Annotated in this window: 3 protein-coding genes; all 3 read right to left on the reverse strand. The window is 60.9% G+C overall.

Features of this window, described 5'->3' with window-relative positions:
• Positions 1–61 precede the first annotated feature (61 nt).
• Entirely contained in the window at positions 62–775 is a 714-nt protein-coding gene (locus tag JQ567_RS10445; protein ID WP_212438735.1) for a hypothetical protein, read from the reverse strand.
• Positions 776–1,073: 298 nt separating this feature from the next.
• On the reverse strand, positions 1,074–1,244 hold the full coding sequence (locus JQ567_RS10450) for a hypothetical protein (protein ID WP_212438736.1): 171 nt from the start codon (positions 1,242–1,244) through the stop codon (positions 1,074–1,076).
• Positions 1,245–1,344: 100 nt separating this feature from the next.
• Positions 1,345–15,075 (reverse strand): tandem-95 repeat protein, encoded by a 13,731-nt coding sequence (locus JQ567_RS10455; protein WP_212438737.1) that lies wholly within the window; start codon positions 15,073–15,075, stop codon positions 1,345–1,347.
• Positions 15,076–15,137 lie beyond the last annotated feature (62 nt).

Raw genomic sequence — 15,137 nt, forward strand, 5'->3', positions numbered from 1 at the left:
GCTGGTGACAAGAGCGCGCGACCGGCGGCCATGCGCCGGGTTGATCCGGAGCGGGACGACATCAGAACTGACCGGGCGGGAGCTTGAAAACGTCGGGGCTCTTGGTGTCGGCCACATAGAACAGCAGCAGGCCGGTCGGGGTCAGGATCCGCTGGTTGTTCTCCTTGGTCTCGAACGTTCCCTGCAGCAGCAGGATCACCGATCGATCCTTGGCATCGCTGCCACGAAACATCAGGACGCCGCCGGCGACAGGCGTGTTGACGGCGATGGTGTCGGGCTTGAAGCCTTCGCCCAGGAAGTGGGCGCGGAGAATGTTGGCATTCGAGAACAGCTTCTCCGGCGTCATCGCCGGATCCGTCCCTTTCGACCAGACCGTGCCGACCTGAATGAGCGTCTTCGACTTGTAGCCGAACACGTAGGATACTTCGGCGATCCCGCCGCTCGGCAGCAGGTCCGGAACGGCCAGCAATACGCTGCGGGTCAGTTCGGCCGGATTGTCCTGCGACTTGATCGCATCCGGCTTGACGCCGAAATCCTTGGTGATCGCCGCGCGGACATCCGCCTCGTTCATGCCGAATTTCGAAGAACGGAATCCATCGATCGCTTTGGCGGCTTTTTCATCGGCCGCCGCCACTGCCGGCACCGTCGCCTCGGCTTGGGTTGCTGGCCTTGGCGCCGGCACGGCCTTCTGCTTGGGCGTGCCCTGCGCATACGCCGGGCCGGCTACGACAGATGCGATACCGCAAAATGCCAGGAACAACGAAATCTTGCGCATTTAAAAACCTTCCGAAACACCAGACATAAATTTTAGGCAACGCCGCAATTCGGTAACCGGAAATTAGCAATTGGCCTCTTTACCCAGCAATAATACCGCGTTCCCCACACCGAACATAGCGGCGATGGGAGAATGAGCACCGATGGCTAATATCGGCGCGGATGCGTGGTAGGCCCGACACGAGTGCGCGCTGACATGGCATGCTGCGCACTTCCGACAGTCGAGCCAAATGCCGTCAGAGAATTTTGGATTGGTGATACAAATCAGCTGCTTATAGCGACAGCGCCGCAAGCGGATTTCAATGCTTGGGAATGTTCGGCCAGGCGGCGTCCAGGCGGACCTGTCGATCGTTAATGTCAGTGGCGGCGAGAATACGAACGGCGTCGATTCTCATCCAGCGCACGATCAGATCGCCGCATTTCTCACGCGGCGCACACTTGCGCGGCATCGAAAAATCGGGATTCGCCAACTCAAACCTGCAGACGGCACCGCCCCGATTTCGAGAACAGAAGAAGCCGCGCTCGGTGCGCGGCTTCCAGATCTCGATGCGTATGTTGCGCCGACGTTCCTTAGGTCAGCAGGAAGTGGTTGTTATTCAGCGTGCCGGTGAAGTTCTGCAGGTTGATGTCCATATCGCTTGTCCCGTCACCATTGGTGTCGATCTGGACCAAGCCGTTACCCGAACCAAAGTCCTGCAGGCGCGCCGAGGCCTGGCCATTGTCGAGCAGGTCTCCGCCGTTGTCGATATACTCGATGTGGCCGCCCGAAACGCTGATACCCGAGAAGGTGAAAGTATCGTTGCCGGCATCGAAGTTGTAGACGGTGTCGGCAGAGCCCGCGGCGGAGTCCGCGATGCTGGTGAAGCGGAAATTGTCATGTCCCGCACTGGCCGTGACCAGATCGGCGCCCGTGCCCGCCGTGATCGTCGTGCTGCCCGCCGCCGTGTTGCTTATCGTAATGACGTCGAAGTTCGAGCTGGCATTGATGGTTTCGGTGTTGGCAACCGTGATGTTGACCCCTCCAGTGAGGTTCAGGGTATCGGTGCCGGCGCCGAGGTCGATTGTGTTGCCGGGGTTGCCGCCCGCGGTCAGCGTATCATCGGACGCACTGCCGTTGAGGAAGTTCACGTTCCAGAGATTCTCGAACGAGTTGTTTCCGGCTGTGAGGTTGAGGGTATTGGCGGTGCCTTGCCCGAGATTAACGGTGACGCCGGACACGGCGTTCAGGAGCGTAATCGTATCGTCTGACGGGGCCAGGAAATCGTTAACGCTGACGTCCTCGACGCCAACGATACTAAGTGAGTTTACGCCACTGACGAGGGAGACCGAGTCGGTCCCCAGGCCCAGGTCGATTTCGATCCCGCTGACGTTACTGGTCAGGCTCAGTTGATTGGCCGCCCCCGAGCCGTCGATGTGCTCGATACCGACGGCGGAGAATGTAGCATTGTTTCCGGCAAGGACGAGGGTATCCTCGCCATCGCCGAGATCGACCGTGCTTCCATTTGCGGCGAAGAGCGCGCCGGCAATCGTCAGTGTATCGTCGCTTATAGTTCCGTTCACGTGGTTGACATCGTAGATGTTCGTGAATGAATTCGCGCCGGCGGCAAGATTCATCGTGTTGTTGCCGTTGCCGAGCGAGATGTTTACGGCACTCACCGTGCTCAGCAGGTTGAGCACGTCGTTGACGCCGGGCGTGGCGCCGAAGTCCGATCCGCCGATACCATCTACGCCCGTAATGTTGAGCGTGTTCGTGCCGCCGGCAAGGTTGAGATTGTCATTGCCGCCGCCGAGGTCGATCACAAGTCCGGAGGCATTGCTCGTCAGGTTGACGAACTCGTCGCTGCTGCTGCCAGTGACGTACTCGACATCAACCAGGTTGAGCGTAAAGCCACTGCCGAAGCTGCTGCTGTTCAGGATGACGGTGTCCGCCGTCCCCGCCCCCAGATTGACCTGATGGCCAAAAATATTGCTTCCAATACGAAGGTAATCGTCACCAGCGGTTCCCATCACAGCGCCGTTGCCGGTAAGAAGCTGGGTCGAAATATCGATCGGGCTCCCGGCTGCACCCGAGGATAGCAGCACGATGGCGTCGCTGAAACTCAGCACCTCGATGTTGGTGAGCGTGTCCGTTCCGTCGCGGGCGGTCGCATTGTTGTCCTGAACCTGGACCGCGCCCGGCGTTGTGACGGTGTACTGGCCCTGCGCCCCGGTGAAGAAAGCCACGTCGGTACCAGCGCCGCCGTCGATGGTGTCGTTACCACCCTGGCCGGTGATGCCATCGTTGCCGTCGCCGGCGTTGATCGTATCGCCGCCGCCGCCGCCGAAGAAGGACTCGTCGTTGGAACCGCCGGTAAGAGTGTCGATTAAATTCGACCCTTGGACGCTATTGACGCCACCCATGATGACGTCCGCGCCAGCCAACCCGCTCACTACGCCCGTCGCGAGATTGACGTTCACGCCGTTGACCCCGGCTCCGCTCGCCTGGGAGTAGGAAAGGCGCGTATTGCCGTTGCCGGTAATGGTATCGGCGCCGGCAAGGCCTTCGAACAGGTTAAAGGTACCGAACGATCCCGCCGAGGTGACCCCGGTGAAACCGGCTGCGTTATAGGTGTCGTTCAAGCTGCTGCCGGTAGCGCTGTTAACGCCAACCAAGGTATCGTTGCCGATAGAACTGCCGCCGCTGGCGGTGCCTGCCTGCAGGTTGATCGTCACCGCATTGGCCGCACTGCCGTAGATGATGCGCGTGTTGCCGTTGCCGGTGATGGTGTCGTTACCGCCGATGCCTTCAAACTGGTTGAAGTTGAAGTTGTTGCCGATATTGAGGGCTCCGGCGTTGCCAAAACCAGTGGCAACGAAGACATCGTTGAAGTTGGTGCCCTGGACACCCTCGATTTGACGCAACGTATCGGAACCGACCGATGCGTCGCCGGTTACCGTACCTGCCGCAAAGTTGACGGTTATCGCGCCGGTCGAGAAGTAGATGTTGTTGTAAGTTGCAATGTCAAAGCCGCCTCGGCCGTCGATTGTATCGTTGCCAGCGCCGCCAAAGAAAGTTTCCGTGGTGGCGGTGCTGTTGCTGCCACTCAGCGTGTCGTTGAACATCGACGCCTGGATGGCATTGACGCCACTGAAGGTGTCGTCGCCGGTCGACGCGTCGCCATGCGCCTCACCCGTGCCGGGCGTGCCGCCGGTTTGCAGGTCGACAACGACGCCCCCGGTCGCGTTGATATAGGTAACCCGCGTAGCACCGTTACCGATGATGTTGTCGTCGCCGCCCATGCCGTTGAATTCATTGAAGGTGCCGTTGGAGCCGACATTGGTACTAGCGTTAGAGAAACCGACCGCATTGAACGTATCCGCGCTGTTCGAGCCGCGTACGGATTCGACGGATAGGAGCGTATCCGTTCCGACCGTCGCAGCGTCGCCCGTTACGATTCCTGCGGCCAATTGGACGTTGATGCCACCCACCGCCAGCGGGTCCTGGGCGTAGTCCGCGCGATCGAAGCCGGCGCGGCCGTTGATAATGTCATTGCCGGCGCGACCTTCGAAGACCTCAACCGTACCGTTAGCATTGGTGCTGCCGAGCAGGTTGTCGGCGTGCCCCGATCCGACGACGGTCGCAAATCCCGCACCGACAAGGGTGTCACTGCCGTCACCCCCGGTTGCAGTGTTCGCCGTGAGGTCGACGGTAACGCCGCTCGCCGCGTTGACGTAGGAAATCCGGGTCAGCAATGCGCCCTGGCTGTTGACGGCGCTGGTGATGGTGTCGTTCCCGCCTCCGCCTTCGAATTCGTGGAACCCGACGGGGGTGCCCGCCACGCCTATAAAGCCGCTAAACCCTGCTCCATTCAGCGTGTCGGCGAAAGCGCTGCCGACAATGCCTTCGACATTGATGAGCGTGTCGCTTCCGACACCCGCTCCCGACACCGTGCCTGCCGCAAGATTGGCGGTGATGCCATCTGTCGCGTCGCTATAGACCGCCCGGTCGAAGGCCTGCCCGCCATCGAGCGCATCGTTGCCGGCGAGGCCTTGCAGCCAATCGTTGCCGCCGAGACCCTGAATGAGGTCGTCGCCAGCCGTGCCGGTGAGGCTGTTGGCGGCTGCATCGCCGACAACGGTCGAACCGGCATTGACGTTGATCGTAATCGTCTTGTCGAAAGTCAGTCCAAGCGCGTCGGTGGCGCGCACGATCACCTGTTGTGCCCCGGCAGTCAGCGGACCCGCGACAACGATATTGACGCCCGAGACCGTGAACTGGCCATCGGCGTCGTCAACCAGCGAGAACATCGCGGTATCGCCCGCATCGGGATCAATTGCCGACAATGCGCCGATAACCGTTCCGTTGGCGCTGCCTTGCGGGACGGCCGCATTCGAGACTGAAATATTGGTCGGCGCGTCGTTGGCGTTGGTGACGCCAATGCTGAAGTCCTTGTCATAGGTATTACCGCCACCGTCCGTGACTCTAACGGTGACCTGGTGCGACGTTGCCGTCTCATAGTCCAGCGCACCTGCGACAACGATTTGTCCGTTGCTGATCGCAAAGCGGCCATTCGCGTTGTCGGTCAGCGTATAGGTCGCGGAATCTCCGACATCGACATCAACGTCAGACAAGGTCCCGACGACAGTTCCTGCGCTGCTGTTCTCGGCAACCGAGTTGCCGGATAGCAGGATGTCCGTCGGCGCGCTGTTGGAACCGAAGATGAAGTCGCTTGCCACAAGGTTCGTGGCCGTCACGTTCTGCAGCGTGATGCTGTCAGCGCCGAACGTCAGCACCGTGTTCAAGCCGACTTGGGTCGCATGCGCCTGAACGTCGGCAAAGCCGTAGATGCCGTTGACGCCCGTCAGGTCAAGTTGTTTGCCAAAGCCATGGACGAAGTCAGTGATGGTGTCCGCGCCGGTTCCGGTTGCGAACACGAATTTGTCAGCTCCCGCGCCGCCGCTGAGGACGTCATTGCCGCCGCCCCCGGTGATGGTGTCGTTGCCGTTATGGCCGGAGAGATTGTCTGAGGAGGCGGTGCCGACGATGGTGTCGTTGAAGTTGGATCCGAAGACGTTAAAGACGCCGCCCGTGATGGTGTCGGTACCGACCGATCCGTCGCCGGTTGCAATACCGGTTGTGAGATTGACGTTTACGGCTGCACTTGCATTGGCATACGAGATCTGGGTGTTGCCATTGCCGGTGATGGTATCGTTCCCGGCAAGACCCTGGAACTGGTTGAAGTCACCATGGCTGTCGCTGACGTTCAGTGCGCCCGCCTGGCCGTAGCCGGTCGCCACGTAGGTATCGCTGAAGTTGGTGCCTTGAACGCTCTCGATCGAGCGCAGCGTATCCGTTCCAACCGAGGCATTCCCGGTGACGACACCGGAAGCCATGTCGACGCTGACACCCCCGGTAGTGTTGAACCCTGCGTAGAGCGCCGTGTCTAAGCCACCCCGACCGTCATTGAGGTCGTTGCCGGCCAGACCCAGGAAGATGTCGCTATTCGCGCTGCCCTGGAGAGTGTCCCCGAAGCCCGAGCCGTTGATGCTGTTGACGCCTGTGAAGGTATCCGTACCAACCGAGGCATCGCCGGTCGCAGTGCCCGCAGCGATGTCGACGGCAACTCCGGAAGTAGCGTTGGTATAAACAAGCCGCGTGTTCCCGTTGCCGGCGATGGTGTCGTTACCGCCCAATCCCTCGAACTGGTTGAAAGTGCCGTTGCTGGTGCTGACGTTCACCGCCCCCCCGGTGCCATACGTGCTCGCATTATAGCTGTCGGCCAGCATGGTGCCCTGAACACCTTCAATGTTGCGCAGTGTATCCGTACCGATCGACGCGTCGCCGGAGGCGGTGCCCGCTCCCATGTTGACCGTCACCCCACTCGTGACAGTGCTCAGGCTGTTGTAGGCCGCGGTATCGAACCCGCCCCGACCGTCGATGAAGTCGTCGCCGCCAAGTCCCGTAAGCGTATTGTTGAAGCTGCTGCCCTGCAGCGTGTCGCCAAACATGGAGCCTTGCACGGCATTGACGCCGGTAAAGCTGTCGGTACCCTCAGTGGCGCTGTTGGCAACACCGGCGACGGTGACCCCGTTGGTTGTTCCAGGCACGCTCGTCTCGAGATCAACGCTGACACTGCTTGCCGCAGTCTGGTAATTAAGCCGGGTACTGCCGTTGCCGATGATCGTATCGTTACCGGCCGCGCCGCCGAAGTCGTTGAAGGCTCCGTTATAGCCGACATTGGCCGCACCGGCGCTTCCGAAGCCAGTCGCATCGAATACGTCATCAAAGATTGTGCCACGGGCCGCTTCGACGTTGTGGAGCGTGTCGGTGCCGACCGAGGCGTCACCCGTCACAATCCCGTCTGCAAGGTGGATCTCGATACCCGATGTCGTCGCCGGATTATTATTGTAGTTGACCTGGTCAAATCCGCCGCGCCCGTCGATGTAGTCGTTCCCTGCTCGACCTTCAAAGGTCTCATAGGTGAAGGGCGCGTTATCGCTACCGTAGAACGTATCGTTATGGTTCGATCCGATGATCGAGTTGACGTTCGTTAGTGTGTCGTGGCCGACGCTTAGATCGCCGTCAGCGGTGCCCGCACCAAGATCTACCGTCACGCCACTGGTCGCGCTGACGTAGGTAGCCCGGGTCGTCATTTGGCCAAGTGCATTCACGGTCCCGATGATAGTGTCATCGCCGCCGCCGCCCTCGAAATCGTCCTGGCCGATAACGGTGCTCGGCACGCCGACCGAGCCCGTGAACCCGGCACCATTGAAGGTATCGGCGAAGTCGCTTCCGACGACGCCCTCGATGCCGGCCAGCGTGTCGTTGCCGACCCCCGGTCCCGTAACGGCACCGGCCGCCAGGTTGACGGTGATGCCGCCAGTGGCGTCGCTGTAATCCGCCCGATCGAAACCGAGTCCACCATCGAGGGTGTCATTGCCGGCCAGACCTTTCAGCAAATCATTGCCGCCAAGGCCGTTCAGCGTGTCAGCTTCGGAAGTTCCAATCAGCGTATTGTCGTCGTTGTCACCGTTCAGGGTGACACCGGCCACGTCAGTCACGCCAATGGTGAAGTTCTTGTCGAAGGTGTTGCCGCCGCCGTCCGTCACCCGGATCGTGATCTGATGCGAGGTTGCCGTTTCAAAGTCCAGCGCGCCGGCGACGACGATCTGGCCGTTGCTGACGGCGAAGCGACCGCCCGCATTGCCAGTCAATGTGTAGGTAGCGGAATCGCCCGCGTCGTAATCGACGTCCGAGAGCGTACCGACGACCGTTCCATTGGCGCTGCCCTCGGCGATCGTGTTGCCGCTCAGCCCGATATTGGTCGGTGCCTCGTTGACGTCGGTGACGCTGATCGTCACCGCCTTGGTGCTGGTCAGAGCCCCTCCGTCGGTCGCCACGACGTTGATGCTGTAGGAGTTTCTGAGCTCGTAATTCGCAGAATTCTTCAGCGTAACCTGGCCGGTTGCGTCGATGTCGAAAGCCGCGGCATCGGTGCCAGACAGACTCCATGCGATCGTCGAGTTAGGCCCGGCCGCATCCTGATCGCTGGCCATCGCCTGATAGACCACGGTGCTGTTTGCCGCGTTTTCGGCAACGCTGCCCGTCGTACCCGAGATCACCGTGGGCGCATCGTTGGCGTCGGTGACGCCGATGTTGAACACCTCGTCGTACGTCGCGCCACTGGAGTCGGTAGCGCGCACCGTCACCGACTGCGATGCACCGGTCTCATAGTCGATCGGGCCGGCGACGACGAGATCGTTGCCGTTGATCGCGAACATTCCGTTGGGGTTGACGATGCTGAAGGTGGCGGTGTCACCGGCATCCGGATCGGAGCCGGACAAGGTGCCGACGACTGTATTGACAGCGCTGTTCTCGGCCACTGACGACCCGACAAGCGAAATGTCTGATGGTGCGTGGTTGACGCCGGAGGTCACGAAGTTGGCGTCGGTCAAGGTGCCGCTGAGGCCGTTGAGAGTGATCTCCATGTCAGCCGCGCCCATCTGCCCGTCACCGTCCACGTCGATCTGCAGAACGTTGCCGAAGAGGCGGGCTTCGGAGTGGAAGTCTCCTGGCGATCCGCTGAACGCGCCGTTGCTGACGAAATGGATCTGTCCGGCAAGACCAGCGACGTGATCGAGCACGAACGCATCGTTGGCGGCGTTGAAGTCGTTGACGGTTTCGCCTCCCCCGATCCCGGCTTGCGCTGCGCTGGTGTAGCGGATGTTGTCCTGTCCGGCGCTGGCGGTGATGAAATCCGAACCCATCCCACCCGTCACCGTGGTCGTTCCGGAGGTGTTTGCGATCGTGATGGTGTCGTTGAACGCGCTGCCGTTGACGTTCTCGACGTTCTTGACGGTGACGCCCGTGGCGATGAACCCAAGGTTCAGCGTGTCCGTATCGGCGCCGAGATCAATGGTGCTGCCAGCGGCGTTCTCGAGCGTGGTGAGCACATCGGCCGACGTCGTGCCGTTGATCGTCTGGAGGCCGTAGCCCTGGACTGAATTCGTTCCGGCCGCGAGGTTAAGCGTGTTGTTCCCGTCACCAAGATTGATGCGGATATCGCTGACATTGCCCAGCAGTATCAGCGTATCGTCGGACGGATTCAACCCGCCGAAGTCGCTGCCGTTGATGGCTTCGACGTCCACGACGCCGACAGAATTCACGCCGTTGGCGAGGTTGAGGGTGTCGTTACCGGTCCCGAGGTCGAACGTGACACCCGTCGCTGCGTTCTGCAAAACGATATAATCGTCGACTGTCCCGCCAACCACATTTTCAACGCCGACGAGGCCAAGGGTGCTGAAACCCGTCGGGTTTGTCAGGATCAGCGTATCGGCGCCGTCACCAAGATTGACTGTGGACTGGTACAGTCCGTTGACGACGGTAAGTGTATCGTTGGACGACGTGCCGTTGATGATGTTTGTGCCAAAGGCGTTGTTAAGCGAGTTGCTTCCCGCTGCCAGATTGATCGTGTTGGTTCCAAGGCCGAGATTAATGGAGAGCCCGCTGACAAGATTCGTCAGCGTGAGTGTATCGTTGCTGGCTACGGCGAAGTCGCTGCCGTTGAGATTATCGACATTGACGACGCTTACCGTGTTGGCACCGTTGAACAGGTTAACGTTGTCGTTGGTGCCGGTGCCGAGATCGATCGCTAGTCCGTTGACGGTGGCAAGCATGCCGACAAAATCGTCGCCGCCGGTGCCCTTAAGAGTCTCGACGTTGACGAGATTGAGGTTGTAGCCACCCGTGATTCCGAGGGTAATCGTATCGCCGGTACCGTCGCCGAGATTGATCACGCGATTGGAGAGGCCCTGCCCGATGGTCAGGAAGTCATCGTTCGTGCCGGTCAATGTCCCGACCGCAACACCTCCAATGAAGTTCAGCCCGGTCACGTTGATCTGTGAACCCGAGGTGCCCGACGCCGTCAGCACATACTGGTTGCTGAACTGCAGGACCTCGATGCCAGTGAAGGTATCGCTGCCGTCAGGTCCAGAGATGGATCCGGCACCTGCCCCGGTGAGGTTGATGGTGTAGGACCCCCGCGCGCCGGTATAGACCGCCATGTCGGCGAAGCCGCTGCCGCCGTCGATCGCATCGTTTCCGGCGCCACCGGTGATGGTGTCGCTGCCGCCGCCGCCATTGATGGCGTCGTCGCCGGCGCCGCCGTCAAAGACGTTGTTGGTGTTGTCGCCCGTAAAGGTGTCGCCGAAAGCCGAACCGGTGATGCTGTTGACGAGGGTAAAGCTGTCATGTCCCACCGTCGAATTGCCGTCCACCGTACCGGAGGCGTTGTTCAAGACGCTGTATACGACCGTGACGCCCGCGGTCGCGTTGAAGTAGCCAAGCCGCGTGTTGCCGTTGCCTATAATGACATCGTCGCCGCCGAGGCCTTCGAACTGGTTGAAATTGCTGTTGCTGACGTTGACTGCGCCCGCCAGGCCGTACCCCGTCGCGTTGAAGGTGTCGGCGAAATGGGTGCCTTGAATGGCTTCGATCGATTGCAACGTGTCATGGCCGATTACACCACTGACGTTGTCCGTCACCGTTCCGGCGGCGAGCATCACGGCGATGCCCCCGGTGGCAAGGGTCATGCTGTTGTAGCTCGCAGTATCGAAGCCGCCGCGGCCATCGATCACGTCATCGCCACCCAGTCCGGTCATGGTGTTGTTGAAATTGCTTCCAAGCAATGTGTCGTTAAATGACGACCCTTGCGCCGCATTGACGCCCGTCAGTGTGTCGGTGCCTTCGGTGGTGCCGGTCGCGGTGCCGGCAACGTTCGTCGCGGTAACGCCGGGTTGGCTCAGGTTGGTTTGCAGGTTGACAGTCACGCCGGCCAATGCGCTCGAGAAATTGACGCGCGTGCCGCCGTTGCCGATGACCGTGTCGTTTCCACCACCTCCCTGGAAGTCGTTGAAGATGCCAAGTGAGCCTATGTTGGTAGTGCCCGCCGTGCCAAAGTTCGTCGCGTCGTACAGGTCATCGAAGTTCGTGCCGCGCACGGCCTCTACCTGCCGAAGCGTATCGGTGCCGACCGTTGCATCGCCGGTCACCGTTCCATCTGCCAGATGGACTGTGATTCCTGTACTGGTCGTCAGATCGGTTGCATAGACGACGACATCGTAGCCGCCGCGACCGTCAATGAAGTCGTTGCCGCGGCGCCCTTCATATGCCTCGAAAGAGCCAGCTCCATTGTCGGTTCCACGAAGGATATCGTCGTAATTCGAACCCCAGACGTTGAGAATGTTGCTAATTGTGTCGTGGCCGACGTTAGCGACATCTCCCGCATCGGTTCCGAAGGCTTCGCCAGTCTGGATATCAACGGTGACACCGGCAGATGCGCCAAGGTAGCTCACGCGCGTGAGGGCGTGGCCCAGGGCGTTCAGCGCGCCGATGATCTCGTCGTCGCCCCCGCGCCCCTCGAACTCGCTGAAGCCGATGATGGAACCCGGCAATCCGGCGGTTCCAGTGAACCCCGTGCCGTCGAAATGGTCGCCGTAGTCACTGCCGATGAAGCCATCGACGGCATTTAGAGTATCGCTGCCGATCCCCAAGCCGGTTACAGTTCCTGCCAGCAGGTTGACGGTGATGCCGCCGGTCGCATCGGTATAGACGGCCCGGTCAAAGTCCTGGCCGCCGTCCAGAATATCGTTGCCCTCCCCGCCGGTCAGATTGTCCTTGCCCGCACCGCCGGATAGCGTGTCGTCTCCGGCTCCGCCCTTGAGCGTATCGCCGCCGCCGAGGCCGGCAATCGTGTCATTGCCGTCGCCGCCCACCAGCGTGTCGGCGACTTCGGTTCCCGTGAGCGTAAGCGGCGCCGCTGCGATCTTTTCTTCAAGCGCAGCGCCCGTGTAGTTGGTCTGGACGTCGCTGAATGTGCTTCCGCCGCTCGCCGCGTCCGACAGCGCTTGGGTCGTGCTGCCGAAGGCCACCTGGGCCGCTTGAGCGACCTGGCTGAGATCGGCCCCATCCGTAACGCCCGTTGAGATCTGCGCATTCGATTCGAACACGACCGCGGAGATCGCAGTCAGATCAGCTGCCGACAGTTGATCCTCTGCCGGAAGGGTATCGTTTACGACTGATGCCAGCGCGGTGACCGTCGACGACTGGCCGAGGTCCACGCTGCCGGTCCCGCTGCTGCCGGTGACGGCCAGGACGAGCGCGCCGATTACTGCATCGCTCGACGCACCCGTTGCCGCCGAGAGTTGAGTCACGGTCGCCTGCACCTGGATGGATGCAGCGAGAACCTCGGCCGCGCCAGGAGCAGCCGAAACCGTACTGGCGATCGGATCCAGCGTCGTCAGGTCTACCGTGGATGACAATCCTAGCGCTGCCTTGAGGGAAGCTTCCGCGGCCACCGTGTCGCCACCGGTCCCGGCGATAGCCACGATAAGTGTGGTCAACGGTGTCACAACGGTCGAGCCGCTCGGCGCTTTGAGCGTGCCATTAAACGGCAGGCCGGTGAGCACGTCGAAAGTGTTGTGGCCCCCAACACCCTGCTGAACGCCTTGGAGGACTAATTGGCCGCCCGACGTGTCGAGACTGAACGAGCCATCGCCCGCCGTATAGGTAAACAGCTCCCCTGCATCAAGAACGCCGTTGTAAACACCGCCCTGGAGCGTGTCGACAAAAACCAGCGCGTCCGCGATGTAGCCGTCGACTGCGCGTTGCAGGTCCGGATCCGTGACAAGGACATTCAATTCCACAGTCTTCGACGCAACGTTCCCGTGGTCGAATGAGCTTGCCGTAATGCTCAACGTAATCGTTTGCGCTGCGCCGACGCCGCCATCAGCTGGCAGCAACGCTAAATTTGGCACATCGCTCAGGTTGACGATCCAGACGCCATCGCCTTCCGGAGCGGGGTCGCCGAAATTCAGCTTGTAAGTGTCCGGAACGCCGCTGATCTGAATGGTCGATGCAAGCGTGTCGCTGGTGTCGAGGTCGCTGATTTGGATGCTGAGAGCAATTGGGTCGGATGAGGTGTTGACCTCGACTCGTTCGGTTATGATCGTCGGCTCGGACGCCACGGGCGCGACATTCACGGTCACCGTTGCCGGCGTGCTTGTCAGGTTTCCATCCGTGACCGTGTAGCTGAAACTCGCCTGCCCGTTGAAGTCTGCATTCGGCGTGAAAGTGACGGTGCCATTGCTGTTCAGCACCGCGGTGCCGCCCGTTCCGCTCGTCACCGATCCGATCGAGAGCTGTGCATTCGAATTGTCGACGTCTGTGTCGTTGCCGAGCAGCTGCGCTATCGTATAGGTAATTGACGTGTCTTCGATCGTGGCAAGCGTATCGGCGACTGCGACGGGCGCGTCGTTCAAAGCGATGCCGGTGAAGGCCTTGCTGCCAGTCACCGCCGGAGCCACGCCGTCGCTGACGCTGGTCGCAACCGAGAAGCCGCCGTTGAAGTTCGCGGCCGGCGTGAACGTCACCCCCGCTAAAAGCGCATTGACATCGGCGGTCGCCCCGGAAGCCGACCAGACTCCGGTGGCCGGATCATAAGTCGAACTCACCGCCCCCGAGGTCGCGGTGTTCAGCGCGCCAGCGGACGGATTCGACAGCGTCAGCGTCACCGTTACGCTGGCACTGTCCACGTCGCTCGCCACAATGCCGGTCAGGTTGAGCGGCGTGTCTTCCGTATAGGTCTCCGGTGCCGAAAGATTCGTCGCGGTCGGGGCGTCGTTCGCCGCGACGCCGGTGAAGGTCTTGCTGCCGGTCACCGCCGGAGCCACTCCGTCGCTAACGCTGGTCGTAACCGAGAAGTTGCCGTTGAAGTTCGCGGCCGGCGTGAACGTCACCCCCGCCAAGAGCGCGTTCACGCTGGCGGACGCGCCGGACGCCGTCCAGACGCCCGTTGCCGGATCATAGGTTGAGCTCACCGATCCCGAGGTCGCCGTGTTTAGCGTGCCTGCGGACGGATTCGACAGCGTCAGCGTCACCGTTACGCTGGCCGTGTCGACGTCAGTCACGACAATGCCGGTCAGGTTGAGCGGCGTGTCTTCCGTATAGGTCTCCGGGGCCGAAAGATTCGTCGCAGTCGGGGCGTCGTTGACCGCACCGACATTCACTGTAACGGTTGCGGTAGAAGTGGCGCCGACGCTGTCGCGCATGGTGTAGGTGAAGCTCGCAGCACCCGAATAGTTGACATCGGGAGTGAAAACCACGTCGCCGCTCCCGTTCATCCAAACAGTGCCGTGCTGCGCTCCCTGGACGGAGACGAGTGTCCTGGTATCGCCAGAATCGGCATCCGTATCGTTGGCGAGCAGAGCCGACGCGAGAATCGTTAAGGTCGTATCCTCGTTGGTGCTGACCGTATCGGCGACGGCCACCGGCGCGTGATTGGAACCGGCCTCGATGACGACCTGGACGCTCTCAATGCGGGAGACAGTGAGGTTGAAGCTTTGGAAGGAATAGGACGCGCCTTGCCCGAGCGCGGCTTGCAGGGCTGCAATATCCGCCTTGAACGCCGCCGAATCCGCCATGGTCTGGCTGACGATCAGCCGAAGAGTATCCCGACCGTTCCCGCTGTCGTAAATATCGACGGCAGTGGTGTTTTCGGACGCGCGATAAATGAGAATATCGTCGCCATTGCCGGCGCTCAGATTGTCGTTACCAGCCCCGCCGTCGAGCGTATCGTTGCCGTTGCCGCCCGAAATCGTATCGCTACCTTCGCCTGCATTGACAACATCATCGCCATTGCCCGCATCGACGACATCGTTGCCAGCGCCTGCATTGAGCGTATCGTTGCCGTTGCCCGACTTGATGACATCTGCTGCGCTGGTGCCGGTGATCGTGTCGTTGCCGTTGGTGCCAGTGTAATTCATGGATTTTCACGCCCCTTGGTGAGTTCGCGCATATGTCTGCTTGCGCCGCGCAAAGTGCATTC

The sequence above is a fragment of the Bradyrhizobium sp. AUGA SZCCT0431 genome, from assembly GCF_018131065.1.
Lineage (GTDB): Bacteria > Pseudomonadota > Alphaproteobacteria > Rhizobiales > Xanthobacteraceae > Bradyrhizobium.

Excerpts from the sequence above, each read along its gene's own strand:
- JQ567_RS10455 (WP_212438737.1), bottom strand. The coding sequence starts at position 15,075 with ATGAATTACACTGGCACCAACGGCAACGACACGATCACCGGCACCAGC.
- JQ567_RS10445 (WP_212438735.1), bottom strand. The coding sequence starts at position 775 with ATGCGCAAGATTTCGTTGTTCCTGGCATTTTGCGGTATCGCATCTGTC.